The 25128-nt window shown below is 60.3% G+C and carries 22 protein-coding genes; 5 read left to right on the top strand and 17 right to left on the bottom strand.

The features are described 5' to 3' along the window. Positions 1 to 17: 17 nt before the first annotated feature. Positions 18 to 1628: a protein translocase subunit SecD gene (secD, locus tag J0X15_RS20210; protein ID WP_206941731.1), complete on the bottom strand. Its 1611-nt coding sequence runs from the start codon at positions 1626 to 1628 to the stop codon at positions 18 to 20. 83 nt (positions 1629 to 1711) lie between these two features. Further along, on the bottom strand, positions 1712 to 2047 hold the full coding sequence (gene yajC, locus J0X15_RS13675; protein WP_206941729.1) for a preprotein translocase subunit YajC: 336 nt from the start codon (positions 2045 to 2047) through the stop codon (positions 1712 to 1714). 294 nt (positions 2048 to 2341) lie between these two features. Between yajC and J0X15_RS13670 the strand changes: the two genes are divergently transcribed. Continuing rightward, entirely contained in the window at positions 2342 to 3214 is an 873-nt protein-coding gene (locus J0X15_RS13670) for an ATP-binding protein (RefSeq protein ID WP_206941727.1), read from the top strand. Positions 3215 to 4191: 977 nt separating this feature from the next. On the opposite strand, the gene J0X15_RS13665 is transcribed toward J0X15_RS13670, so the two are convergent. The 11 genes from J0X15_RS13665 to nagZ all read right to left on the bottom strand — a co-directional run bounded on the left by J0X15_RS13665 (position 4192) and on the right by nagZ (position 14681). After that, positions 4192 to 5784: a peptidoglycan DD-metalloendopeptidase family protein gene (locus tag J0X15_RS13665; RefSeq protein ID WP_206941725.1), complete on the bottom strand. Its 1593-nt coding sequence runs from the start codon at positions 5782 to 5784 to the stop codon at positions 4192 to 4194. 355 nt (positions 5785 to 6139) lie between these two features. Beyond that, the gene (locus tag J0X15_RS13660) at positions 6140 to 6892 is read right to left on the bottom strand and encodes a protein-L-isoaspartate O-methyltransferase family protein (protein WP_206941723.1); all 753 of its coding nucleotides are present in this window, start codon (positions 6890 to 6892) and stop codon (positions 6140 to 6142) included. Between the two features lie 20 nt (positions 6893 to 6912). Beyond that, positions 6913 to 7674, bottom strand: a complete 762-nt coding sequence (gene surE, locus J0X15_RS13655; RefSeq protein WP_206941720.1) for a 5'/3'-nucleotidase SurE — start codon at positions 7672 to 7674, stop codon at positions 6913 to 6915. 2 nt (positions 7675 to 7676) lie between these two features. Beyond that, a complete protein-coding gene (gene serS, locus J0X15_RS13650) occupies positions 7677 to 8951 on the bottom strand; it encodes a serine--tRNA ligase (protein WP_206941718.1) in 1275 nt (424 codons plus the stop codon). A gap of 78 nt (positions 8952 to 9029) precedes the next feature. Continuing rightward, positions 9030 to 9824, bottom strand: coding sequence for a twin-arginine translocase subunit TatC (tatC, locus tag J0X15_RS13645; protein ID WP_206941717.1), 795 nt, complete (start codon positions 9822 to 9824; stop codon positions 9030 to 9032). Further along, the gene (gene tatB / locus J0X15_RS13640) at positions 9821 to 10306 is read right to left on the bottom strand and encodes a Sec-independent protein translocase protein TatB (RefSeq protein ID WP_206941715.1); all 486 of its coding nucleotides are present in this window, start codon (positions 10304 to 10306) and stop codon (positions 9821 to 9823) included. The genes tatC and tatB overlap by 4 nt, the downstream gene beginning before the upstream one ends. Positions 10307 to 10533: 227 nt before the next feature. Beyond that, complete coding sequence (locus tag J0X15_RS13635; RefSeq protein WP_206941713.1) at positions 10534 to 10764, bottom strand: twin-arginine translocase TatA/TatE family subunit; 231 nt, start codon at positions 10762 to 10764, stop codon at positions 10534 to 10536. A gap of 139 nt (positions 10765 to 10903) precedes the next feature. Beyond that, entirely contained in the window at positions 10904 to 11995 is a 1092-nt protein-coding gene (locus J0X15_RS13630; protein ID WP_206941711.1) for an ABC transporter ATP-binding protein, read from the bottom strand. A 38-nt stretch (positions 11996 to 12033) separates the two neighbouring features. Further along, on the bottom strand, positions 12034 to 12675 hold the full coding sequence (scpB, locus tag J0X15_RS13625; RefSeq protein ID WP_206941842.1) for an SMC-Scp complex subunit ScpB: 642 nt from the start codon (positions 12673 to 12675) through the stop codon (positions 12034 to 12036). Between the two features lie 125 nt (positions 12676 to 12800). Further along, on the bottom strand, positions 12801 to 13598 hold the full coding sequence (locus tag J0X15_RS13620) for a segregation and condensation protein A (RefSeq protein ID WP_206941709.1): 798 nt from the start codon (positions 13596 to 13598) through the stop codon (positions 12801 to 12803). Positions 13599 to 13673: 75 nt separating this feature from the next. Next, positions 13674 to 14681, bottom strand: a complete 1008-nt coding sequence (gene nagZ / locus J0X15_RS13615) for a beta-N-acetylhexosaminidase (RefSeq protein ID WP_206941707.1) — start codon at positions 14679 to 14681, stop codon at positions 13674 to 13676. A 151-nt stretch (positions 14682 to 14832) separates the two neighbouring features. Between nagZ and J0X15_RS13610 the strand changes: the two genes are divergently transcribed. Next, positions 14833 to 15840 (top strand): alpha/beta hydrolase, encoded by a 1008-nt coding sequence (locus tag J0X15_RS13610; protein WP_206941705.1) that lies wholly within the window; start codon positions 14833 to 14835, stop codon positions 15838 to 15840. Between the two features lie 89 nt (positions 15841 to 15929). Beyond that, positions 15930 to 16175 carry a hypothetical protein gene (locus tag J0X15_RS13605; RefSeq protein ID WP_206941703.1) on the top strand — a complete coding sequence of 82 codons (246 nt, stop codon included), beginning with the start codon at positions 15930 to 15932 and terminating at the stop codon, positions 16173 to 16175. Positions 16176 to 16380: 205 nt separating this feature from the next. Here the strand turns inward: J0X15_RS13605 and J0X15_RS13600 are convergent, their stop codons facing one another. The 3 genes from J0X15_RS13600 to J0X15_RS13590 form a co-directional block, all read right to left on the bottom strand. Next, positions 16381 to 18882, bottom strand: a complete 2502-nt coding sequence (locus J0X15_RS13600; protein WP_206941701.1) for an SPOR domain-containing protein — start codon at positions 18880 to 18882, stop codon at positions 16381 to 16383. Between the two features lie 70 nt (positions 18883 to 18952). Beyond that, entirely contained in the window at positions 18953 to 20722 is a 1770-nt protein-coding gene (gene argS / locus J0X15_RS13595) for an arginine--tRNA ligase (protein WP_206941699.1), read from the bottom strand. Positions 20723 to 20820: 98 nt separating this feature from the next. Next, positions 20821 to 22041, bottom strand: a complete 1221-nt coding sequence (locus tag J0X15_RS13590) for a deoxyguanosinetriphosphate triphosphohydrolase (RefSeq protein WP_206941836.1) — start codon at positions 22039 to 22041, stop codon at positions 20821 to 20823. A gap of 273 nt (positions 22042 to 22314) precedes the next feature. Here J0X15_RS13590 and erpA point away from each other — a divergent pair, with 273 nt between their 5' ends. Both erpA and xth read left to right on the top strand, forming a co-directional pair. Next, positions 22315 to 22656 (top strand): iron-sulfur cluster insertion protein ErpA, encoded by a 342-nt coding sequence (gene erpA, locus J0X15_RS13585; RefSeq protein ID WP_206941698.1) that lies wholly within the window; start codon positions 22315 to 22317, stop codon positions 22654 to 22656. A gap of 215 nt (positions 22657 to 22871) precedes the next feature. Continuing rightward, positions 22872 to 23654 carry an exodeoxyribonuclease III gene (gene xth, locus J0X15_RS13580; RefSeq protein WP_206941696.1) on the top strand — a complete coding sequence of 261 codons (783 nt, stop codon included), beginning with the start codon at positions 22872 to 22874 and terminating at the stop codon, positions 23652 to 23654. Between the two features lie 67 nt (positions 23655 to 23721). On the opposite strand, the gene J0X15_RS13575 is transcribed toward xth, so the two are convergent. Next, on the bottom strand, positions 23722 to 24588 hold the full coding sequence (locus J0X15_RS13575) for a tetratricopeptide repeat protein (RefSeq protein ID WP_206941694.1): 867 nt from the start codon (positions 24586 to 24588) through the stop codon (positions 23722 to 23724). Positions 24589 to 25128 lie beyond the last annotated feature (540 nt).

Genomic DNA, 25128 nt, shown 5'->3' with positions numbered 1-25128 from the left:
ATTTCTCTTCTCCCGGATCAAATTGGCAGTTTCGACGGCCGACGACGACGCACCCAGAGGGCGATCAGCAGACGACTGAAGGTGAAGGCGGAGAACACGGTGGTGAAGATCCCGATGGCCAGCGTCACGGCAAAGCCCTTGACCGGGCCGGAGCCAAGCTGGAACAGGATCACCGCCGCAATCAGCGTGGTGATGTTGGCATCAAGGATGGTTCCAAGTGCCCGGCTGTAGCCGGCATCGATTGCAGACACAGCAGATCGCCCTGCCCGGTTTTCTTCCCGGATGCGCTCATAGATCAGCACGTTGGCATCCACCGCCATACCGATGGTCAGGACGATACCTGCGACCCCCGGCAATGTCAGTGTGGCCCCGAGCACGGTCAGCGCGCCGAAGATCAGGAAGATATTGGCAAACAACGCGATATTGGCGATGACACCAAAGCGGCCATAAGCAGCAATCATGAAGGTGACAACGGCAGCCAGTGCGATGATTGACGCCAGCTTGCCGGCCTCGATGCTGTCGGCACCAAGTCCCGGACCGATGGACCGTTCCTCGATGACCGTCAACTTGGCCGGAAGCGCACCCGCGCGCAGCAGCACGGCGAGATCATTGGCACCATCGACGGTGAAGCTGCCGGAAATCTGGCCAGAGCCGCCGGTGATCGGTTCACGAATGACCGGAGCGGAAATGACTTCCTCATCCAGAACGATGGCAAACGGCTTGCCGACGTTCTGCTGGGTCACAAGACCGAACTTGCGCGCCCCGGATGTGTTGAAGCGGAAATTGACCACCGGCTCGTTGCTGTTCTGGTCAAAGCTGACCTGCGCATCAACAAGGTCCTCACCCGACAGCAGAGGCCTTTCCTCAACCAGATAGGGAATGGGCGGATCGTCGACCGAGTAGAGCACCATGGTGCCGACGGGCGGACGTGCCTGAAGCGCCTGCTGGCCGGACATGGAGGTATCGACCATATGGAAGGTCAGCTGGGCAGTCTGCCCGACGAGGGCCTTCAGACGCTCGGGATCACTCTCGCCCGGGGCTTCCACCAGAATGCGATCGGTGCCCTGACGCTGGATGTTCGGCTCGGTTGTGCCGATTTCATCAACACGACGGCGGATCACCTCGATGGACTGCTGCACGATAGAGGCCATGCGCTGATCCAGGCCATCGGACGTGTAGCTGAAGCGCACCAGACCATCGTCTGAAACGTTCAGCTCGAATTCATTGACCTGCTGGCCGCCGAAAACGCTGTTGACCAACGGGTTCACCAGATCAGCCAGACGCTCGCGCGCCTCATCAATGCGGTCGGTATCACGGACGCGGACCTGGGCCGCCTGCCCCTGAATGCCAAGACCGGTATAGCCGATGCGAGGCTGCTCACGCAGAGCGCCACGGATATCGCCGACCAGGGTCTTCAACCGCTTCTGGATGTAGTCTTCCCGGTCGACCTCATACAGGAGGTACGCCCCGCCCTGAAGGTCGAGACCCAGGACCATCTGACTTTTTGGCAGAAAGTCCGGCCAGGACTCGAGTGTCTTGGAAGAGAGGAAATTCGGAAGAGTGGTGACGATGCCGGCAAGAACCGTGAGCAGAACCACGGCAATCTTCCAGCGGGCAAAATACAGCATGTTTCGTGCGCCTGTGCTGGGCGGCCGGGCCCCAAACTTGCGTCAGGCCCGGCCAGGAAGCGGTATGCGGAAACGCGAAGGAGTTACGCGCCGTCCTTGGCAGGCTCGGACTTTGCACGAACGTCCTGAACCATGGCGCGAACGATACGGACCTTCACGCCTTCTGCCAGCTCAACCTGGATCTCGCTGTCGTCTACCACCTTGGCAACCTTGCCGATCAGCCCACCGGACGTGACGATCGTGTCGCCGCGACGCAGGTTGGAGACCAATTCCTGGTGCTGCTTCACACGCTGGCGCTGCGGGCGGATGATCAGGAAGTACATGATCGCGAAGATCAGCACGAACGGCAGCAGGGACATCAGGAAGTCTGGGCCCATGGATGGGACGCCGGACTGGGCATATGCCGGTGTGATAAACATTCAAAACTCCTAGAAGTCGCGGGTCTGTCCGTTGCCGAAACTGCCCTACGTCTTAGTGTGATTGGCGAAAATCGCCAGATTCCAAGTGGCCGGACTATACCGACGGCGCACTGGTTTTCAAGGCTCGGCTGCGCATCCAGCGTACCGAAAAGGACATAACCGCCGTTTTCCCGATTTTACGCCCGTGCTAGTGGCTGACCTCAAGAGAAAAGTCCACCGCATCCGGTTGCACCTTAATCCGCGACCGAGCATGACGGTTGACCTTGCAGATAGGTCCAGGGAGCTCGACAAGCAATGTCAAAAAAGACGGAAATCGCCAATCTGAACGCAAAATTCGACCAGTTGCTCGAACTGGTCGCCCGTGCCGTGCCCAAGACGCCATCCCGACCCGATCTTTCAGCCGCCGATGCCTTCGTCTGGCTGCCCAATCCGGGTGAGCTGCAGCCAGTGGCCAAGGTCAATCGCGTCGACATCACATTGCTGTGCGCCGTCTCGCGGGTGCGCGACCTGCTGGTCGACAACACGCTACGCTTTGCCCGCGGTCTGCCGGCCAACAACGCACTTTTGTGGGGCGCTCGCGGCATGGGCAAATCGTCGCTGGTCAAGGCCGCCCATGCCAAGGTCAATGCGGATGAGGCCAACGGCAGTCTGAAGCTGGTCGAGATCCACCGCGAAGACATCGAAAGCCTTCCCGCACTGATGGCTCAGATCCGCGATCAGGATGAGCACTTTATCGTCTTTTGCGACGACCTGAGCTTTGACAATGACGACACATCCTACAAGTCGCTGAAGGCTGTGCTGGAAGGCGGCATTGAAGGTCGGCCGGAGAATGTCATCTTCTACGCCACCTCCAACCGCCGCCATCTTATCCCGCGCGACATGATCGAGAACGAAAGCTCAACTGCGATCAACCCGGCAGAAGCGGTGGAGGAGAAAGTCTCGCTGTCGGACCGCTTCGGCTTGTGGCTCGGCTTCCACAAGTGCAGCCAGGATGATTATCTGGAGATGGTCAACGGCTACGCCACCCATTACGGCATCAAGGTCGAAGAGGAAAAGCTGCGTGCTGACGCCCTGGAGTGGGCCACCACCCGCGGCAGCCGCTCCGGCCGCGTCGCCTATCAGTTCATCCAGGACCTCGCCGGCCGCCTTGGCCAACGCCTGGACTGACGTCCCCCGCCTTACCTCCGAAATTCCTCGGGCCTGACCCGAGGATCCATGCCGTTGCATCCCCGCTCGCTCAAGACTCTCGTGGCGCCAAGGGAACGGCATGGATGCCATGGTCAAGCCATGGCATGACGCAAGTGTCGGCAGCACAAACCACAAAACGCCACGCCTCACCCTGCGGTCCCGGCCTTGAGCCGGGACCTGGGCACCGGATTTGGAGATCCCGGCTCAGGGCCGGGACAGCGGAGTGTGTGGAGCAGTCTGAGCAAGTGCTCTCCTCCCCACAGCCGTCATTCTCAGGCCTGACCCGAGGATCCGTGCCGTTGCGTCCCCGCTCGCTCAACACTCTCGTGGCGCCAAGGGAACGGCATGGATGCCATGGTCAAGCCATGGCATGACGCAAGTGTCGGGAGCACAAACCACAAACCACAAAACGCCACGCCTCCCCCTGCTGTCCCGGCCTTGAGCCGGGACCTGGGCACCGGATTTGGAGATCCCGGCTCAAGGCCGGGACAGCGGAGTGTGTGGAGCAGTCTGAGCAAGTGCTCTCCTCCCCACAGCCGTCATTCTCGGGCCTGACCCGAGGATCCATGCCGTTGCATCCCCGCTCGCTCAAGACTCTCGTGGCGCCAAGGGAACGGCATGGATGCCATGGTCAAGCCTTGGCATGACGCAAGTGTCGGGAGCACAAACCACAAAACGCCACGCCTCACCCTGCTGTCCCGGCCTTGAGCCGGGACCTGGGCACCGGATTTGGAGATCCCGGCTCAGGGCCGGGACAGCGGAGTGTGTGGAGCGATCTGAGCAAGTGCTCTCCTTCCCACAGCCGTCATTCTCGGGCCTGACCCGAGGATCCATGCCGTTGCGTCCCCGCTCGCTCAACACTCTCGTGGTGCCGAGGAAACGGCATGACGCGAGGCAATAAACAAAAAAGGCCCCGGAAACCGGGACCTTTGATGAAACAGCGGTGCGCCAAGGAATTAGCCTTTGGGCAGGTAAAGCGTCGGGTCGACAGGCTTGTTGCCACGGCGCAGCTCGAAGTGGACCTGCGGCTGACTGACAGAGCCGGTGGCTCCGGCTTCGCCGACTGTCTCACCGCGACGGACCTTGTCACCGCGCTTCACCTTAAGCTTGGAATTGTGGGCATAGGCCGAAACCCAACCATTTTCATGACGCAAGAGCACCAGGTTGCCATAGCCCTTCAACTCGTTGCCGGAATAGATCACCGTACCGTCTTCTGCAGCGGTCACCGGCGTTCCTTCAGGAACCGAGAGATTGATGCCATCGTTGCGCGTGCCGCCCGGCTTCATGCCGAATCCGGAAATCACCCGGCCACGAACCGGCCAGCGGAAGCCCTGCCCCCCCGAAGGAGGTGCGGCCTGTGCCGCAGGCTCCGAGCGATCCACGCTGGCGATTTCCTGGCGTTCGACCGGTTGGCTTGGCTGAGCAGCCACAACAGGTTCTGAACGGGACGGCGCAGCAGCCGGTGGCGTCGAGGTCGGACGGTCAGATCCGGAGTGAGCTGTCGAGCCAACGGAGCGGGTTGCCGTGTAGGTGCTTGGCTTGCGCTCAGGCGTGACTGCGACCTGGATTGGCGATGCGTCAGTTGCCGTCACCTGGCCACCGACGGCAGCAGATGAGATTTCGGCAAAGCTCGGTTGATTCCTCGGCTTGCGCCGCGGTGCGGTTGCCATGCCGAAATCGGATCCGGAGCGCGCGCTCGTGCCAGTGCTGGTGGCACGCGACGGATTGATCGAGCCGGTGACGATATCGTCACTGCTGTTGGCGCTCGGGAGAGCCTGCGGGGCAGACGCCACACCATTGGGCGAGCCTCCGTAGACATAAATCGGGATGATCAGGTTCTGACCAGGACGGACCTGGCTCGGATCTTCAATGCCATTGGTTGCGATGATGGCTTGTTCCGGCACGCCGTAACGACGGGAGAGGCCGGCCAAAGTATCGCCATTGCGCAGAGGCACACGGGTTCCGCCAGCCGCAGTCCACCCCTTCCAGTTTTTCCCTTGAGAACGGGCAGAAGGCTGCGAACGGGTCGGGGCCGGCATCTCGATGCGGCCTGGTTCTGGCGCAGGAGAGGTGTTGACGCGGGCCGTCCGCACTGGAGGCGTCCGCACCGAAGCATCCGGAACGCGCGCGGCAGGAACACGCGATGGCGCGGCGAGCGGCCTGGAAGTCACTTGCTGGAAGGAAGGCTGGCGAACCTGCTGAGCACCGACATTGGCACCCGGGCCATTGTTGGGGATCGAGGCAGTCGTCAGCGGAGCCGGCGAGCGCGTGACCGGAGACCGGGAAACGGTAGACCGAGGCGCAGACGACTGAGGCGGAAGTCCCGCCACGGTGCCGCCGGAGCCATTGATAATATCATTGTAGGAGGGCTGGCTTCCCCCGCCAGAAAGAATCTGGCGCTGGTTGTTGGTGCTGCCGGTATAAATCGGCTGCGCCTCACCAAAACGCTCCACGGCACCGCTGCAGCCTGCAAGGGCTCCTGCTGCCAAAGAAATCAGAGCGACCCGAGAAATCAGGTCACTGCGGAGTACCCGCAACCGCTTGCTCATCGCTCTACTCGAACCAATATACTGTTGATCATTATGGTTAAGAATAGGGGCAGCAAGGTTTATAAAAGGCTAAGAGAACTGAGGTTCCCCCGATCGCGGCCCGTGAACCGAACAAGTTGTGCGACAGATGAGTTTTGGCGTTGTGAACGCTAATGAGGTTGAAGCATCGCCCTTTCCGGATTGAAACGCCGAAAATGCAAGCATCCACAAGGCTTGATAAAAAATCACCACAGGTGAAATCCGGGATTGCTGTGGGCTCGGAAAGTTGTTGCCTTGCGTATTCATACGGAGGCTGAGAGCGGCTTGCAGATACTGCCCACCCCGGTCAGTCCGAACCGTCGCAGCGCTGATCCTCTTAGAGAAACTCCGCGCGCCCCCTGATCAGGGAAATGCTGCGGATCCGGTCAAGAACTTCAATCAGATCTGATTCGGACTGGTCCACCGGGGCGCGGAAACGCGTCAGCTCCTGCAGACTGGAGGTTTGCCCCACGGGCATCAACAAGATGCCCCCAGGCTTGAGCAGAGCTCGCAAGGTCTTCGGGATTTCCGGCCAGGCGCCGTTGACGATGATGCGGTCGTATTTGACGCCGGCGCCAACAGGGACCGGACGGTCCCCCTCGCCCACCTTCGGCCAGCCTTCATCATCCGGCGCGGCAAGACCATCGCCATGATACAGCGTGAGGTTGGTCAGCTTGAGGGCTGCGAGGCGTTGCCCCGCCAGATCCATCAGACCGCTGAAGCGCTCGATGGAGTGAACTTCGCCAGCCAGATGCGACAGAACGGCCGTCTGATAGCCGGAGCCCGTGCCGATTTCGAGCACCCGATGACCGGACTGCACATCAAGCGCCTGAGCCCGCCGTGCAACATCGGATGGAGCAATGGCGCTCTGACCGCATTCGATGGGAACGGCAGCATCCTGATAGGCGAGACGGTGGTAGATGGCCGCGAGAAACAGCCGACGCGGAACCCGCTCAATGGCGCCAAGCACCTGCCGGTCACCAATGCCTCGACTGCGCAATCCCAGAACAAAGGAGGCCCGTGTTTCCCTCTCTTCCAGGACGATGGCCTGCGTTTTGTCGGAATAACTGTCCGAGCCATCTTCGTTCATGCGAGCCCTGCCAATCCTCGTCAGACCGTCAGCGCTCCATTCAGCTTGCCGACAAGGTCATGCGCCGTCAGGTCAATTCTAAGCGGTGTGACCGATACATAGCCATCGTAAACCGCATGCAGATCGGAATTGTCCAACACAGATGGGGCACGATCCTGGAAACCGAGCCAGAAATACGGATAGCCGCGTCCATCCTTGCGCTCGTCGATCTTCAGACCACTCTGCTCATGGTGCCCCTGAACGGTCACGCGTACGCCCTTCACCTTTTCGGCCGGACACGCCGGGAAGTTGATGTTCAGCAGGGCATGACGCGGCAGATCGAATGACAAAAGCTGCTTGAACAGATCCGGCCCGAGCGTCTCCGCAGTGGAATAGTCCGGCTCGCGGCTGATGTCCCAGTCATAGGCCTGGGAAACGGCGAAGGAGCGAATACCGAGAATCGCCCCCTCCATCGCTCCTGCGACAGTGCCGGAATAGGTCACGTCTTCGCCGAGGTTCTGCCCCCGATTGATGCCCGAAAGCACCAGATCCGGCAATCCAGGCAGAACCTTGCGCACGCCCATGATCACGCAATCCGTCGGCGTTCCGCGCAGGGCAAAACGCTGCTCGGCGACCTGCCGCAGACGCAAGGGATCGGACAGGGTGAGCGAATGCGCCACACCGCTCTGGTCCGTCTCCGGCGCCACCACCCACACATCATCGGACAGAGTGCGGGCGATCCGCTCCAGAACATCAAGGCCCTCGGAGTGGATGCCGTCGTCGTTGGTGATCAGGATACGCATGGTCAGCCGATGACCTCCAGGCCGTTCATGTAGGGACGCAGAACATCTGGCACGGTGATGGTGCCATCGGCGTTCTGATAGGTTTCCAGAACCGCGATCAGCGCCCGGCCAACCGCAACGCCGGAGCCGTTCAACGTGTGAACATGGCCGAGCTGTTTCTCGCCAGCGATCCGATAGCGGGCATTCATCCGGCGCGCCTGGAAGTCGCCACAGACCGAGCAGGAGGAAATCTCACGGTACATGTTCTGACCCGGCAACCAGACCTCGATGTCGTATGTCTTGCGTGCGCCAAAGCCCATATCGCCGGTGCACAGCGTGACCACACGGTAATGCAGACCGAGCTTCTTCAGGACAGCTTCCGCACAGCCGAGCATCCGCTCCAGCTCGTCCAGCGACGTTTCCGGCGTCGTCACGGAGACCATTTCGCATTTGCCGAACTGGTGCTGACGCAGCATGCCACGCGTATCACGCCCGGCAGACCCGGCTTCCGAGCGGAAGCAATAGGTGAGCGCAGAGACGCGCAATGGCAGGTCTTCTTCTGCAAGGATCTCACCGGCCACCAGATTGGTCAGAGGCACTTCTGCCGTCGGGATCAGATAATGCCCGCTGTCGGCCTTGAAGAGGTCTTCCTCGAACTTCGGCAGCTGACTGGTGCCGTAAAGCGCCGTGTTGTTCACCAGCAGCGGCGGCGACACTTCCATGTAGCCGTGTTCCTGGGTGTGGGTATCGATCATGAACTGACCGATGGCACGCTCCAGACGGGCAAGCTGACCTTTCAGGATGACAAAACGCGACCCGGACATTTTGGCCGCCGTACCGAAGTCCATGCCGCCCTGGGCTTCTCCCAGCTCGAAATGCTCTTTCGGCTCGAAATCCAGAACCGGCTTTTCGCCGACAACCCGAAGCTCGACGTTGTCAGCTTCGTCCTCGCCATCCGGCACATCATCGTACGGAAGATTGGGGATGACCGAAAGTGCAGCCTCGACGGCCAGGGTGAGCTCGCGCTCCTTTTCCTCGCCGGTCTGGATGAAGGACTTGATGCCGGCGACTTCCTGCATCAGCGCCTGGGCCTTGTCTTCATCCTTGGCGGCCTTGGCCTTGCCAATTTCCTTGGACGCGGCGTTGCGGCGTTCCTGGGCTTCCTGAAGCTTGGTGATATGGGAGCGGCGGGCCTCGTCCAGCTCAATCAACCTGGCGGACGACGCCTCATACCCACGCCGTTTCAGGCCTGCGTCAAAGGCCTCTGCGTTTTCCCTGATCCATTTGATATCGAACATGACGCTTCCCGAGCAACGCTTGAAGTGATGGCTGGTCAAGCGTTGCGTATACGGGCGAACATTCTGGATACTAGGCGGTCAGTCCTCTTCGGCTTCCCGCTTGGCGTCCCGTTCGGCCCGCTGACGCTCGATCAGCCGGACAGAAATGATGGAGACTTCGTAGAGAAGGAGGGTCGGCAGCGCAAGACCGATCTGAGAGATCGGATCCGGCGGCGTCAGAATCGCCGCAGCTGCAAAGGCTGCAACGATCGCATATTTGCGTTTTTCCTTCAGGCCCTTGCTGTCCACCAGCCCGGCGCGACCCAACAGGGTCAGCACCACCGGCAACTGGAAAACCAGACCGAAGGCGAAGATCAACACCATGATCAGGCCGAGATATTCGCTGACCTTGGCCAGATGCTCAATCGCGACCTTACCGGAGCCACCGCTCTGCTCCATCGACAGGAAGAAGCCCATGGCCATCGGCATGATCAGGAAATAGACCAGACACGCCCCAATGGCGAACAGCACCGGTGTTGCGATCAGGAACGGCATGAAGGCCGAGCGTTCGTTCTTGTAGAGACCGGGCGCCACGAACATGTAGATCTGTCCGGCGACCACCGGGAATGCCAGGAACAATGCGCCGAACAGCGCCAGCTTCAACTGAGTGAAGAACCACTCCTGCGGCGCGGTGAAGATCATCTTCACGGCTTCAGGATGCGGTGCCGCCCGCAGATAGGGCACAGTCAGAATGTTGTAGATATCGGATGCGAAATAGAAGCAGACGATGAACATGAGGCCGACGGCGATGACCGATTTCAACAATCGGGAGCGCAGCTCGATCAAATGCTCGATCAGCGGCGCCTTTGAGCCGTCGATATCTTCCTGACTCATGACTTTTTGTCTTCCACTGCGGGCTCAGATGTCTTGGGAGAGGTCGCCGACGCAGATGGGGCCGGAGACGAGATCTTTTCGGCGGGTTTCGCTGGAGATGCACCGGATGTCGGCGCATTGGGATCGGGCACCGGCGCCGTGCTGTCGGCGGATTTGGCAGCTGGTGGCGGCGTGGATGCAGCCGCAGCCTTGTTACCAACCGTTGCCACCGCCTTGTCGTCCTCGATGGACTTCTTCAGGTCTTTCAACGGATTGAAGTTTGCCGCAGCCTCGACCTCAGCCTTCATGTCGGAGATATCGGCCTGCTTTTCAGCTTCACGAATCGCGTCATTGAAAGTGGATTGGAACTCGCGCGACAGCCGACGTGCCTTGCCCAGGGTCTGGCCAATGGTACGCAGCATGCGGGGGAGATCCTTGGGGCCGACGACAATGATCATCACACAGACGATGACCATGATTTCGGTCCAACCGATATCGAACATCTAGGGGGTCCAGACTGCTAAGCACACGCGCAGCGGGGGGTGGTGGTTCCTCCGCCCGGCGCAATCCCGATCCTGATCCGTTCCAGACACTGCCCTCGCGGCCTCCCTTGCCGGGAGACCCAAGCCGGGCGCTGTGCCCGACAAACGAGATGCGGCGATGACCGAACGGCGCTTGCCTGGGAGACCGGGTTCAACCACCCGGACCTCCCGAACTCACCAAGGAAGCCTCAGCTTGCCTTGGACTTGTCTTCTGCCTTTTCGGCAGCGACCGGTTCACCGGCTTGATGATCGATGGTCTTCGGGGACTCCGAGGTATCGGCGTCGTCTTCCGCCATTCCCTTCTTGAAGCTCTTGATTCCCTTGGCCACGTCTCCCATCAACTCAGAGATCTTGCCGCGACCAAACAGCAGAACAACGACCACCGCGATGATCAGGATCTGCCAAATACTAATTCCCATTACGCCAAACTCCTACTCCGGAAGGCTTTTCGAGCCCTTGACTGGCACTATTACAAAAAAGGACCTCCAGTCGCAACAAGAAGGCCGACAATTGGCATAAATGATGAATGCCGGATCCGAACGGGCTCCCGGCCCCGTGTTATTCGACAAACACCAGCGTTTCTCTTGGGTGGGCCTGCAGGCAAACACGCTGGCCGAGCTCCAGTCCGCTGCCCGGTTCCAGCCGCGCCTGTAACAATTCGTCTATGCCGTCCACGGAAACCGTGACGATATCCATCTCGCCAACGAATCGCTTGGCAACAACGTGGGCTGCGGCACCTTCCTCGCCAGTTCCGGCCAGAAGCCGAAGGCCGAGTGGCCGAACCGCTACCCTGACATGGGTTCCGGCGGGCACGGATGAAAGACCTGCGCCAAAGAATTCCGGAACCGGCAGAAAGCCGACAGGCGTTTCGACGCCATTTTCACGCACGATACCCGGCACTTCGTTCAGCTCCGAGAAGAAGCGTGCCGTGGCCAGATCGACGGGCGCGCGATAGAGATCAGACGGCGCGCCATATTGGACCAGCCGACCTTCACGCATCAGCGCGATCTTGTCGCCCATGCGCATGGCTTCTTCCGGATCATGGGTAACGACGATGCAGGAAGCCTGACTGTCGCGCAGAATCGCCAGGGTTTCCTCACGGACCGTGTCGCGCAAGCGCTTGTCGAGCCCGGAAAACGGCTCATCCATCAGCAGGATACCAGGTCGCGGTGCCAAGGCCCGCGCCAGTGCGACCCGCTGCTGCTCGCCCCCGGACAAGGCGTGCGGATAATCGCCGGCGTGAGACATCAGTCCGACGCGTTGCAGCGCTGCATGGGCCCGTTCCAGAGCTTCCAGCTTGGCCAGATGCTTCAGACCGAAGAGGACGTTCTTCAGGATGGTCATGTGTGGGAACAGCGCGTAATCCTGGAACATCAGTCCGACGCCACGCTTTTCCGGCGGAACAAACAGTCCCTCGCCGGCCATCAGCTCACCGTTGATGCGCACTTCGCCCTTGGACTGGCGCTCCACCCCGGCCGCGACACGCATCAGCGTGGTCTTGCCACAGCCCGAATGGCCCAGAAGACACAGCACCTCGCCCGGCGCAACCGACAGGGAGACGCTCTGCAGCGAAGCCGTTTCGCCGTATTGATGGCATATGTCGAGGAGTTCCAGCCCGACCCTGTCGGTTTGCCCGGTCTTGCTGGCCATGACGACCGTCTCACGCGATTGCGCAGTCACTGATACATTCACCCTTCACTCTCCGGGTCAAAACCGGAGTGGTCATCATAGTCGGCCGGATCGAACAGCATGCCCTCCTCCAGAGGATCTTCTTCCTCCCTGAGGTCGGCGCTGTCCTCCGGCATCGGCACAAAGAAGTCGGCCGGAATGGCGCTGTCCAGCAGACCGGCCCCCTTGAGCTCTTCCAGACCGGGAAGGTCCTTGACGGTTTCCAGGCCGAACTGCTCCAGAAACGCCCCAGTCGTGCCATAGGTCACCGGGCGGCCCGGTGTTCGCCGCCGGCCGCGCATACGCACCCAACCAGTTTCCAGCAGTACATCCAATGTGCCTTTGGAGGTTGAAACGCCGCGAATTTCCTCGATCTCTGCTCGTGTCACCGGCTGGTGATACGCAATGATCGCCAGCGTTTCCAGCGCCGCGCGGGAGAGCTTGCGCTGTTCTGAACGGTTTCTGTGCATGAGGAAGCTCAGATCTTCCGCTGTTCTGAACGCCCATTTGTCTGCGACCCTGAGCAGATTGACGCCACGGGTACGGTAAAACCTTTGAAGTTCCGACAAGGCGCCGGGTACATCGGCGCGCGATGGCAGGCGCTCGCGCAGCTCTTCGACTGAAAGCGGCTCGGCCGAGGCAAACAGCAGCGCCTCAACCATGCGGATCAGATCAAGATCGGGCGCAGCCGACGACTTGTGACCCGCATGCTCATCCGGACCGGAGCCTGTCTGTCCAGTATCTGTTTGTCTGGGATCGGGCCCCAGGAGATCGCCTTCCATCGGGCTCATGCTCCACTCGGGCGGGATCGAATGTAAACCGGGGCGAATGGCGCGCTCTGGCGCAGCTCGATCTGCCCTTCACGAACCATCTCCAGGCTGGCCGTAAAGGTGCTGGCGATCACCGTGGCCCGATCCTCATCGTCGTAGAGATAATCCGTCAGAAAATCGTTGATCGGCGCCCACTCGGCGATCCGCCCGACAAGCCGGGTGAGAATTTCGCGTGCCTCGGCCAGAGACCAGACGTTGCGCCGCAGAACCCGCACGGAGGTGACTGAGCGGCGCTGACGTTGTGTGGCATAGCTCGACAGCAGTTCATAGACCGAGGCCGACCAGATGCTCTTGTGCTCGACAGAGGCGTTTTCCGGTGCGCCGCGTGCAAAGACATCGCGGCCCAGCAGCGTTCCCTCAAACAGATCCGCCGCCGCCTTACGCATGGCTTCCAGACGGCGCAGGCGGAAGGCCAGCGCTGCGGCCAGTTCCTCTCCAGTCGGCTCGTCCTCGTCCTTTTGTTCGGGCAGCAGCAGACGCGACTTCAGATAGGCAAGCCAGGCGGCCATCACCAGATAATCGGCGGCCAGCTCCAGCCGCATCCGGCGAGCTTCGGTGACGAATTCCAGATATTGCTCGACCAGCGCCAGAATTGAAATCCGGGCCAGATCGACCTTCTGATTGCGCGCCAGAGTGAGCAGCAGATCGAGCGGACCTTCAAAGCCGTCCACATCGACGTGAAGTTGCGGATCGCTGGTGGCCCGGTCCTCTTCAAAGGCCGTGCTGAGCAGGTCTTGCCCATCCTGTTTCGCCATTTGCTATCCCCTCGCGACGCCCCGCTTGCGTTTCGACGCCCGCGAACCAACCGCATTTGCCCCTCAAGCCGACACTCAGTCGCCCATCAACTGGCGGAACCGCGCCTGTGTCGCCTCAAGATCGACCTCTTGTGCATCCGGCAAGCGGCCCAAAGCTTCGCGGCAGCGGCGGTCGGATATGCCGCTCAGTTCCGGCGCGGCGTCGGCCACCATCCGCATCTGATCCATTTCTCCGTTGCAGTGAAGCACAATATCGCAGCCAGCCGCAAAGGAATGCGAGGCTCTTTCCCGCATATCCCCACCCAGGGCTTCCATGGAAATATCATCGGTCATCAGGCATCCGGAGAAACCGAAGCGGCCGCGAATGACATTTTCGATGATCTCCCGGCTCTGGGTGGCCGGGTTGTGGGGATCCAGCTTGGGGAACCGAATGTGGGCGGTCATCGCCAGCGGATAGGAACTCAGAGCCTCGAACGGGGCAAAATCCACGCCGATCAACTCGTCCAGCTCGGCCTCGACACAGGGCAGCTCCAGATGACTGTCCACAGTTGCCCGACCGTGGCCGGGCAGATGCTTGAGCACCGGCAACACACCGCCTGCCAGCAGCCCTTCGCAGGTTTCCTTGCCCAGAACCGCGACCATCTCCGGCTCGACGCCATAGGCCCGATCGCCGATCGCATCCACAGTCTTGTCGGTCAGCACATCGAGAAGCGGCAGGCAATTGACGGTGATGCCCATACTGCGCAGCTGGTGGCCGATCAGACTGGCGCCAAGATAGGCCGCCTCACGCCCGCGCTGCGGATCGACCTTGTAGAGATCACCATAGCGCTTCTGAGGCGGAAACGACGCCCAATGCGGCGGACGCAGGCGCTGCACCCGCCCCCCTTCCTGATCGATCAGAACCGGAGCATCCGCGCGGCCGACGGCCTCGCGAAAGCTTGCCACCAGGGCAGTCAGCTGCTCCGGGTCGCCGCAATTCCGGCGAAACAGGATCAGCCCCCAGGGCTGCTGCTCTGAATAGAAGGAGATTTCCTCTCCACTCAACGCCTGGCCGGCGCATCCGCTAATAAAGGCTTTGATCATGGATTTGGCATATCCGCCAAGCCCTTTGCGGTCAAGCAGTCCGGCAATCCTGCGGCACAAGATCGCCAGCCTCTTGCGCTTGCCCCCTCGCCTGGGCCATTCAAGAGGTTCATGATTTTACCGCGCGCTGTTCCCACCTCAGGAGATTTTCTTGCTCGCCCGTCACGACATTCCCCAAGGCACCCTGCACCGGCTGACCGTCGAATCCGCAATCCTGCACGACAACATGCTGGGCGACCCGGCCAACCGCACCGTCATGGTCTATGTGCCGCATGGCCATTCCGGACAGGACCTGCCGCTTATCGTCGACCTGGTGGGCTATACCGCTGGTGGTCCGGCACACACCAACTGGAAGAACTTCGGTGAGAACGTACCCGAGCGGGTGGACCGGCTCATACACGACGGCGAGATGCTGCCTGCCGTCGTCGCGTTTCCCGACTGCTTCACCCGACTGGGCGGCAACCAGTATATCGACAGCAAGGCAATGGGCCCCTGGGCAACGTTCCTGACGACTGAAATGCTGGCGACGGTGGAAGGCAAGTTCGGCTGTGGCGGCTTCGGCAAACGCGGCCTCTTCGGCAAGTCCTCCGGCGGCTATGGCTCCATCGTCCATGCCATGCTGCATGCGAATGTGTGGTCGGCGGCCGCCTGCCTTTCCGGCGACATGGCCTTTGAACTTTGCTACCTGCCAGAGATGCCGAGCGCCCTCAGGGCGGTCCAGCGCAAGGGTTCCATCGAAGCCTTCGTCACGGATTTCGAGACCGGCCCCAAATTTTCCGGCGCGGCCTTCCATGACCTGATGACCTTCGCCATGGCCGCCACCTATGATCCGGCACCCGAGGCTTTCTGCGGCATCCGCCTGCCGGTCGATCCGGAAACCTGCGAAGTCAACGCGGAACTGTGGGCCAATTGGCTGAAGTGGGATCCGGTGGTGATGGCGGATGATCACACAGATGCATTGAAAAGCCTGAAAGGCCTGTGGCTGGAGTGCGGCAACGTCGATCAGTACAACCTCGTCTACGGCGCCCGCCGCCTGCACCGCAAGCTGGAAGCCGCCGGTGTCGCCCATGTCTACGAAGAGTTCGACGACAATCACTCCTCCGTCGACTACCGCATGGACCTCAGCCTGCCCTATCTGGCAAAAGTCCTGAGCGTGTAACGCTGACCTCTCCGCCGTCATCCTCGGCCGCGTGCCGAGGATCCAATCACGTCAGGTGCAAAGTCTGGATGCTCGGGACAGGCCCGAGCATGACGAAGGTCGGTGTGGGGAGAGAAGCCGAAGGGCACCGCGCAACAGACGCCATCCCGGCCAAATACCTCTCCCCTTCCACCGCCAAAACGACCAAGCACCACCCCATCCACCGTCATCCCGGCCAAGCACAGCGCAGAGCCGGGATCAGTGAGCCTAGAGGCTTGCGAAGGTATGCCGGTCGGGCACGTGGCTCACCGGTCCCGGATCTGCGCGTACCGCTTGTCCGAGATGACGATCAGTGAACTGATGGGGTTCCAAAGCATCCGCCCCCATTCTCCAGTCATCCTCGGCCGCGTGCCGAGGATCCAATCACGTCAGGCGCAAACTCTGGATGCTCGGGACAGGTCCGAGCATGACGAAGGTCGGTGTGGAGAAAACAAAAAACTCCGGCCCACGAGAGACCGGAGTTTTTTTGATCTAGGCCCTTAAGTCAGAAGACGAATGGCCTCAGTTGCGGCGCACGAAGCAGTCGCCACCGGCGGCCTGCAGGCTTTCGCAGAGCGAAATTGCCTCGGCACGTGAAGCGGATGGAATGCGCGCCCGGTAGAAGGTGCCACGGCCGTCGATTTCGGCTGGAACAATCGCAGCCTGTCGGTTGCCAAGGACCTGCGGATAGCGACGTTGAAGATCCGCATAGGTCTGAAGAGCTGCTTCCGACGAGCGTTGCGACGTGACCTGAACCACGTAGGTGCCTGCCGGGATTGATCCGGATGCCGACACCTGAGGTGTGCTGGCAACAGGTGTTGCCGGAGCTGCAGGTGCTGAAGGCTGATCGCCGCCCAGAACCAGAGGACCGGAAACGGGTGATGCGGATTGTTGCGGGGTTGCCCGAGCCACCCGCACCGGCACCGCCGGCTTCGGAGTAGGAACCATACGCGGCGCATTTGCCGCATCTTCAGCTGAAACCGGCGTTTCACTGGCCGCAGTTTCACCAGGGACGCCATCGCCGGTCTGGGTATCGGTTTCCGAAGCCGCTGCTGTTTCAGGCGCAGGATTTACAGGCTGGAAGGTCGGCGGTGTGCCGACTGTCGCTGCAGGCTGGGTGGTCGCATCCGGGGTCTGTGTCTGATTAGACCCGGGAGATGGCGCGATTACCCGCGTTGCCTGACCATTGCCTGCCTCGGAGACGATTGTGCCATCCGGGCGAACCACCAACGTGCGGACCCTTTTCGGACCACCGGGAACCAGCGGATCCGTGGTCACCACAGTATCAGGCGCAGGCCGCAGATCAGCCGGCTCCGTCTTCTCCGGAAGGATCAAACGTTCACGGCTTGTATCCGTATTGCCTTCAACTCGGTCGTAAATCAGTTTTGAGCCGGAATTGTCATCGCCTTCGGCAGCAGGCTCTGGCATCACTTTCAGTGGGCCCTGAAGCCCTGCAATCACCGGCGGCGGGCCGCTGGGGGCCTGAATGCCACTGTTGCCTGCCAGCAGCGCATAGCCGACACCACCGACAAAAACCACACCCAGAACGGCAGCGGCTGTCATCAACCCCTTGTTGCGGCCTTTTTTGGGCGCACGGGGCTCGACGTCCGCTTCAGCCTGCGAGTGCGGCGGCAGAACGCCAGAACGCCCGATTGTCGGGTCACTTTCCTGCATGGCCTGAGCCACGGCTTCCAGATCATAGCCACCGGCGGGCGGAGGCGCTTCTTCCTCTTCGCCACGGGCCGGAATGCGCGAGGCGGCCGCCGGCCAAGCCATGTCGTCTATATCGTCAGACCTGGCTGCATCATGGCTCTGTACGGAACCATCAGAAATCAACGGATCATAATCGTCGGACGGCACAGGACCCGCACGGGTCAGCGTGTCGGCGTCGCCACCCTCATAGTCTGTGTCTGCAACAGGCTGCTCATCCGGCAGCGGTTGGCGATCAAAAGCCGAACGCTTCTCGCGCGACAGATTCGTCTGCAATTGTCCCAGCTCGGCGAAAAGATCATCGAAGCCATTGCCAATGCCTTCCGGGGTCTGATCGGTTGCAGCTGTCTGCGCCGGTGCATCACTGCGCATCTGCCCGCCCAGTTGACCGGAATTCGTCGGCTGTTGCCATTCGGGTGTTGGTCTCGGCTCAGGCGCGCGCTCCGAGACAGGCTCGGGGCTGATCTCAGAACCTGTCTCCGGGGCGAAAATATCATCGACCTCGTCGGTCTGCCCCTCGTCCGTGCCGTAATCATACTCGGCAGCTGCTTCAGGCGCTGTGGCAGCCGCAAGTTCCCCAGCATAGAGGCCGCGACGGTATTCCTGTTCGGATTCGCCTGGCGTTTCCAGGCTGGAGGAAACCGTCTGGTCTGAATAGAAATCGTCAGTGGCAGCCGGGGGCTGAACCGGAATGAAGCTTTCACGCGGTTCAAGATCGGAATTGTAGCGGTCGCCGGGCTCCTGACGCCGATTGGCATCGAACGACGTGCGGAAAGCCCCGATCAACTCGTCTTCAAGGTCGGCCTCGGGCAACGCCTCGACTGAGCCATTGCCCGGCGCACCGGACAGCAGATCGTCCTCAGTCAATTTGAGATCCAGATAACCTGGCGCTTCATCCCGCAGCTCAGGCTGCTCTGCCGGAGCCTCTGCAAAACCGGTCACCTCAGGCTGCGGTGCGCGACCATGGTCAGCGGGTTCAACAGGCGCGCCACGACTTGGCACCACGCCGCCGAGATCGCCATGGCCATAAGAATCGGAGCTGGCTCCTGCAGTTGACACAGGTGCCCCCGCCTCCGGCGCAGGCCGGTCGACGTGCGGCGCAGGTCTGCCACCGATGTCCGAAAAATCATCCAGGCCAGCAAAATAGTCGGTCGAGCCAACGCGATCGCTCGCAGTAGACCCTGCCGGCTTGTTGCGGTTGACGATCCGCGCCAGTTCTACAAGCGGATCATCTCCAGCGGAGGTATCTTCGCGATTTGATGCCGTCTGTTCCGATGTGGCATCAGACGAAGTGTAGTCATTATCTCGTGCCATAGGCTTTTTGCTATCCGGCCATAGTCATCGCCCACCAAATCCTTATCAGACGTGGCGGACGCTTGCGTGCTTAGCGCATCTCTTCTGGCGCATCGACGCCAAGAATCGTCAATCCCGATGCAATCACCTTTGATACTGCACGTATCAAAGCAAGCCGCGCCAGAGTTAATTTTGGATTGTCAGCGTGAATAAAGCGTAAATGCGGCATTTCCTTGCCACGGTTCCAGTGTCCGTGCAGAGAGCTGGCCAGATCATGCAGGTAAAACGCCACCCGGTGAGGCTCATGTGTCTCGGCCGCAGCTTCGACAATCTTGGGCCAGACGGCCATCTTCGCCATCAACTCAAGTTCACCACTGTCATCGAGCAAGGATAGATCGGCGCTTCTCAAGGCTTCATCCGACAAGTCGAGATCTGGCAACTCTTCAGCCGCCTGACGCATGACCGAATGGCAGCGGGCATTGCCGTACTGCACATAAAACACCGGATTGTCCTTGGACTGCTCGGTGACTTTCTGGAAGTCGAAGTCGAGCGGCGCGTCGTTCTTGCGGAACAACATCATAAAGCGCACCGGATCCCGGCCAACCTCATCGACAACTTCGCGCAGGGTGATGAAATCACCGGAACGCTTCGACATTTTCACCGGTTCGCCTGCCCGGTACAGCTTCACCAGCTGACACAGGCGCACGATGACTTCCGACTTGCCGCCGGAAACCGCCTTGCCCACGGCCTGCAGACGCTTGACGTAGCCGCCATGATCGGCGCCCAGCACGTAAATCATCTCATCAAAGCCGCGCAGGAACTTGTCGCGGAAATAGGCCACATCAGCGGCGAAATAGGTGTAGGAGCCGTCGGACTTCTTCAGCGCCCGGTCGGTGTCGTCCCCATAGTCGGACGCGCGGAACAGTGTCTGCTCACGATCCTCCCAATCGTCCGGCAGCTGACCCTTTGGCGGCGGCAGCGTTCCTTCATAGATCAGGCCATCGCCGCGCAGGGCGTCCAGCATTTCATCGATCTTCGATGCCTGGTTATCCGTATGATCATGCAGCGTCTTTTCGGAGAAAAAGACGTCGTGCTTGACGTTGAGCTGTGCCAGATCCTCGCGGATCATATCCATCATGGCAGCGATGGTGGCGGGCTTGACGACGGCGATCCAGGCGGCCTCGTCCATTGCCTTCAGCGCGTCACCGTGCTCAGCAGCTAGCTTCTTGCCGATCGGCACAAGATAGTCGCCCGGATACAGTCCGGCCGGGATCTCGCCAATATCATCGCCCAGTGCCTCGCGGTAGCGCAGGAAAGCCGACTGGGCCAGCGTGTCGATCTGCGAGCCGGCATCGTTGATATAATACTCGCGCACCACCTCATAACCGGCATAGGCCAAAAGGTTCGCCAACGCATCGCCGACTACCGCACCACGGGTATGGCCAACGTGCATCGGGCCCGTCGGGTTGGCGGAAACATATTCCACATTGACCTTCTTGCCAGCACCCAGATTGGCGCGACCGAAGTCAGCCCCCTTAGCGACAACGTCAGCCAGAATGGCCTGCCAAACAGATGGTGCCAAACGCAGGTTGATGAAGCCGGGACCTGCGATGGAGACGTCGATGATGTCCGCATCCTGCGACAGCTTTGCTGAAAGCTGCTCGGCCAGATCACGCGGCTTCATGCCCACCTGCTTGGACAGAACCATGGCAGCATTGGTGGCCAGATCGCCATGCGCGGGATCGCGCGGGCTTTCAACGGTCACGCGGGACAGATCCGGGGCGGAGCCATCGGATGTTTTCAAGGCTAGCTGACCAAGGGCGACACGCACCCGCTCAGAGAATTCGGCGAAGATATTCATATCCATCCAACCGGCTGAAAGTCGTTTATCTTAAGGAAACTCCGTGGATGGCAGCACAGGCCGCCAGTCTCGAACACAGAGTAAAATCGAGGTGGGGCCTAACCCAATTCCGGGGTGTCGTCAAACAGTCGTCGGTGTTCGTCAATGGCGAAACGGTCTGTCATCCCGGCGATATAGTCACAGACCCGGCGTGCCAGGGCCGCTTCGCTGCATCCCTCCAGTCCCTTGTCCCACGGCTTGGGCATGTCTTGCGGACGCTGCATGAAGCCGGCAAACAGGTCCCGCACGACCCGGGCTACCTGACGGCGCACCGCCAGCACATCTTCATGACGGTAGACCCGGGCAAACAGGAATTTCTTCACCTGGCGCTCTGCAACGGCCATTTCCGGGGAAAAGTCCACCAGACAGCGGTCGGCGCGACGCACGTCGTCAATCGACTGCGGATCGACCTCCTTCAGACGCTTGAGCGCTTCGGTGATTACATCTTCGACCATGCGGGTGATCGAGCGGCGAACGATCTCGTGAATACGCCGGCTTTCCTCGAGCCCCGGATACCTGGCATCGACCTCTGCCAAGATATCGGCCAGATACGGAACTTCGCGCATGTCCTCGATAGCAAACAGTCCGGCGCGCAGGCCGTCATCAAGATCATGAGCATCATAGGCAATGTCGTCGGCAATTGCCGCTGCCTGCGCCTCGGCACTGGGCCAGGTGGCAAGCTCCAGATCGTGGCTTTCCTGATATCTGCGGATCGCATAGGGCAGCTTGGACCCGGCGAACTTGCCCAGCGGATTGCCCTGCGCATCCACCAAAGGGCCGTTGTGCTTGACCAGGCCCTCGAGGGTTTCCCAGGCCAGGTTCAACCCGTCGAACTCGGCGTAGCGCTGTTCCAGCGAGGTGACGACGCGCAGCGACTGGGCATTGTGGTCAAAGCCCTCGAAGGCTGCCATGCACTCATGCAGGACATCCTCTCCCTCGTGCCCGAAGGGCGTGTGACCAAGATCATGAGCCAGCGCCAGACATTCGGCCAGATCCTCATCCAGACGCAGGGCGCGCGCCAGAGAGCGGGCAATCTGGGAGACCTCGATCGTGTGGGTCAGACGGGTGCGGAAATGATCGCCTTCATGATAGACGAAAACCTGGGTCTTGTGCTTCAGGCGACGAAACGCCGATGAGTGGATGATGCGGTCGCGGTCGCGCTGAAACGGCGTACGAGTCGGGCTGGACGCTTCGGGATAAAGGCGTCCCCGGCTTTCAAAGGGTTTCTGCGCGAATGGTGCCCGTTCCTGAGCGCCATATCCAACGTCCTTCAAAGTCATAGTCAAACCACTCAATTCCTGATGTCGAAATCCCGGAGAGGATCTCGTTGTTCCGGGCAGCCCCACGCCAGAAAAGTGGAGTTCCCCCTTCCCCGTTGCGGGAAAATCTCGCCTCACGCAGTCCCGCCACATTGACGAGCGCGTCAACAGTTCATACCTACTATCAAGACGACCTTGCGCAGGCAGGTCCCTGACCGGACCGCTCGGTTCCCTTGAGAGCCGCTTTTTAACAAAAGTAGCGCAAGTCCTGATCTCAAGCAGAACGGCTGCACCATGAGCGAAATACTTGAACATCCGGTAACAGTCACAGATCGTGCTGCCAAGCGGATTGCGAAAATTCTGACAACCGAAGCGCAGGGAACCATGCTGCGGGTCTCCGTCGAAGGCGGCGGCTGTTCCGGTCTGCAGTATAAATATGATCTCGTGACCACGCGCGAATCCGACGATCTCGCGCTGGAGAAAAACGGCGTGACTGTGCTGGTTGACGCGGTTTCACTTCAGTATATGGGCGGATCGGAGATCGATTTCACCGATGACCTGATGGGCCAGTCGTTTCAGATCAACAATCCGCACGCGGTCGCCGGCTGCGGCTGCGGCACCAGCTTCACCATCTGATTTAACTGTTGGTCTCAGCTCTCTGATCGGCGCCAAGCCTCCTCCTTGCGCCCGTTGGCAAGCCGCGACCTGAGACGACCGGCTGCACTTGCTGTCCCCAAAGAATCGCTCCGGGCTGTCCCGCCAAAAAGGACAGGCCCGTATGAGGCTGGTATGACTGGGGACCGCTTGCCACTGGCAAGTGCAGTCTTAACCGTACTTCGGAAAGTCATCAGATGAAGATCGCGACCTGGAACATCAACGGCGTAAAAGCCCGAATCGACACGGTTCTGGCATGGCTGGACGAAGCCAAGCCTGACGTCGCCTGTTTCCAGGAGATCAAATCTGTCGACGAAAATTTCCCGCGCCAGCCCTTCGAGGACCTGGGCTACAATCTCGAAACCCACGGCCAGAAGGGTTTCAACGGCGTCGCGCTGCTTTCCAAAACACCGATGGAAGACGTGATGCGCGGCTTGCCGGGCGACGAAACCGACGAGCAGGCGCGCTATATCGAGGCGCTGGTTTCGACCGGCACCGGGGTTGTGCGTATCGGCAACCTCTATCTGCCCAACGGCAATCCGCTTGGAACCGAAAAATTTCCCTACAAGCTGGCGTGGATGGAGCGGTTGATTGCTCATGCCCGGAAGCGGCTTGAAGAGGAAATCCCGTTTCTACTTCTCGGCGACTACAACGTCATCCCCGACAGGATCGACGCGGCCAAACCGGACGCCTGGGTGGATGATGCGCTGTTTCAACCAGAAAGCCGCCAGAACTTCCGCACCCTGCTGAACCTGGGAATGACCGAGGCCCTGCGCTCTTGCAATGAAGCTCCGGAAACCTACACCTTCTGGGACTATCAGGCCGGCGCCTGGCAGAAGAACAACGGCATTCGCATTGATCACATCCTGATGTCGCCGCAGGCCACCGACAAGTTCAACGGATGTGGCATCGACAAGCATGTACGCGGTTGGGAAAAACCTTCTGATCACGTGCCGGTGTGGATCGACTTCGCAGCCTGAGGGTGCGTCACGTCTCATATTCAGATTGAATCTGATCGAGCAGCCAAGCTTGAGCGCCGGCTGCAGCTTACTCGTTGGCGGCTGTCGTGGCAGCTTGCGCGCTGATCGGCGCTTCCAGATCCGGGCGGTTACGCCGGATCCATGTGTCGGTGAGTGATTTTGCCTGACGACGAATGTCTTCGCTGGCACGGGCAAAATAAGCCTCATGCAAGGCATCGATCCAGCCATCCGGGCCGCCATGGGTCTGGCGTTGCGCAATTGACATCCACATCAGCCCGCGCGCTCTGCGGCGATCCGACTGGGCCATCTCGTAAAGTGTCTCACCGAGCCGGGCCTGGGCACCAATGTGGCCCTTGATGGCGGCCAGATTGAACCAGCGCACCGCGTCGAGATTGCGGTGATTCTGATACATCAGCCCCAGCTCATATTGAGCCTGGGAATCACCGAAGTTGAAGGCGGCGTAGCGGAAGGATTTCTCTGCACTCTGAGCATTCTTCGGCAGCACGCCATCAATGCCGCGCATGAAGAACTTGCCGAGCGCGACATAGGCACTGGACACGTAAGGCACCGAAGGCGAATCCATCCGATCGACATCGTGCTGGCGGATCACCTGAGAATAATACTGGAACGCCTTGCTGTCGTCTTCCTGAACGCCGTCGCCGGTCTCATACATCTTGCCGAGCTTCCAGGCCGCACGGGGCTCACCGTTCTCGGCTGCATACTGCAGAGAGCTCAGAGCCCCGGCCTTGTCGCCGGAGTAATATTGACGCGCGCCATTGCGCAGCGCCTGCAACGGACTGACATCGGTTTTACCGGCCTGGTGTTCAGGAATAATAGGCACAGTTGGCCGCGGCTCGCCATCGAAGGCGTAGGCCGGGGAAAGCAGGGCGAGAAGAACCCCTGAAACTGATACCGCATTCCGCATGGCGGACATGATGTCCAACTCTCTCACTCGTTCCGAAAGACCGAAGCCGGCCTCCGCACAATCTGTCGCCTGGCATCAAGGTTTTCGCCTGATCAAACGCCCAGCCTGCCGATCGAAGGCAAACCCCTTCGACACCAGCTGCTTCAGCGCGTTCCACCCTTGGCATATCCTTACCAATACAGAAGCATTGGGACAGGAATTGGGCTCAACCTTGCCGTTTTCACGTTCCCGCGAGATCTCTTAACAAGTTCTCAGATGGGACCTATGTCTTGCGACAGTCCACAAGTGATGATCAAACATGGCCGAAGCGCGGCAGCAATTGGGAATGATCAGGCGCACCCAATCTCAGCAGACCAGTGTTGCTCTTGCGCCACATTTTACCCCCTCCCCCTTGCAACGACCGCACGGCAGATCATGTGCGAGCTCTTCGCGCGCGCCGTTACTCCCTTCGACCGATGCCAAGACCCTGATTGGATTTGGCAGGGGATCCGTCCCATGGAAGCACAAGACACTTGAAATTCCGTTGCTTGGTCATCTCCCACGCAACAG

This window comes from Roseibium limicola, from assembly GCF_017313085.1.
GTDB lineage: Bacteria > Pseudomonadota > Alphaproteobacteria > Rhizobiales > Stappiaceae > Roseibium > Roseibium limicola.
This window is presented reverse-complemented; position numbering and strand designations above follow the sequence as displayed.

Excerpts from the sequence above, each read along its gene's own strand:
- secD (WP_206941731.1), bottom strand. The coding sequence starts at position 1,628 with ATGCTGTATTTTGCCCGCTGGAAGATTGCCGTGGTTCTGCTCACGGTT.
- yajC (WP_206941729.1), bottom strand. The coding sequence starts at position 2,047 with ATGTTTATCACACCGGCATATGCCCAGTCCGGCGTCCCATCCATGGGC.
- J0X15_RS13670 (WP_206941727.1), top strand. The coding sequence starts at position 2,342 with ATGTCAAAAAAGACGGAAATCGCCAATCTGAACGCAAAATTCGACCAG.
- J0X15_RS13665 (WP_206941725.1), bottom strand. The coding sequence starts at position 5,784 with ATGAGCAAGCGGTTGCGGGTACTCCGCAGTGACCTGATTTCTCGGGTC.
- J0X15_RS13660 (WP_206941723.1), bottom strand. The coding sequence starts at position 6,892 with ATGAACGAAGATGGCTCGGACAGTTATTCCGACAAAACGCAGGCCATC.
- surE (WP_206941720.1), bottom strand. The coding sequence starts at position 7,674 with ATGCGTATCCTGATCACCAACGACGACGGCATCCACTCCGAGGGCCTT.
- serS (WP_206941718.1), bottom strand. The coding sequence starts at position 8,951 with ATGTTCGATATCAAATGGATCAGGGAAAACGCAGAGGCCTTTGACGCA.
- tatC (WP_206941717.1), bottom strand. The coding sequence starts at position 9,824 with ATGAGTCAGGAAGATATCGACGGCTCAAAGGCGCCGCTGATCGAGCAT.
- tatB (WP_206941715.1), bottom strand. The coding sequence starts at position 10,306 with ATGTTCGATATCGGTTGGACCGAAATCATGGTCATCGTCTGTGTGATG.
- J0X15_RS13635 (WP_206941713.1), bottom strand. The coding sequence starts at position 10,764 with ATGGGAATTAGTATTTGGCAGATCCTGATCATCGCGGTGGTCGTTGTT.
- J0X15_RS13630 (WP_206941711.1), bottom strand. The coding sequence starts at position 11,995 with ATGGCCAGCAAGACCGGGCAAACCGACAGGGTCGGGCTGGAACTCCTC.
- scpB (WP_206941842.1), bottom strand. The coding sequence starts at position 12,675 with ATGGTTGAGGCGCTGCTGTTTGCCTCGGCCGAGCCGCTTTCAGTCGAA.
- J0X15_RS13620 (WP_206941709.1), bottom strand. The coding sequence starts at position 13,598 with ATGGCGAAACAGGATGGGCAAGACCTGCTCAGCACGGCCTTTGAAGAG.
- nagZ (WP_206941707.1), bottom strand. The coding sequence starts at position 14,681 with ATGATCAAAGCCTTTATTAGCGGATGCGCCGGCCAGGCGTTGAGTGGA.
- J0X15_RS13605 (WP_206941703.1), top strand. The coding sequence starts at position 15,930 with ATGACGAAGGTCGGTGTGGGGAGAGAAGCCGAAGGGCACCGCGCAACA.
- J0X15_RS13600 (WP_206941701.1), bottom strand. The coding sequence starts at position 18,882 with ATGGCACGAGATAATGACTACACTTCGTCTGATGCCACATCGGAACAG.
- argS (WP_206941699.1), bottom strand. The coding sequence starts at position 20,722 with ATGAATATCTTCGCCGAATTCTCTGAGCGGGTGCGTGTCGCCCTTGGT.
- J0X15_RS13590 (WP_206941836.1), bottom strand. The coding sequence starts at position 22,041 with ATGACTTTGAAGGACGTTGGATATGGCGCTCAGGAACGGGCACCATTC.
- erpA (WP_206941698.1), top strand. The coding sequence starts at position 22,315 with ATGAGCGAAATACTTGAACATCCGGTAACAGTCACAGATCGTGCTGCC.
- xth (WP_206941696.1), top strand. The coding sequence starts at position 22,872 with ATGAAGATCGCGACCTGGAACATCAACGGCGTAAAAGCCCGAATCGAC.
- J0X15_RS13575 (WP_206941694.1), bottom strand. The coding sequence starts at position 24,588 with ATGTCCGCCATGCGGAATGCGGTATCAGTTTCAGGGGTTCTTCTCGCC.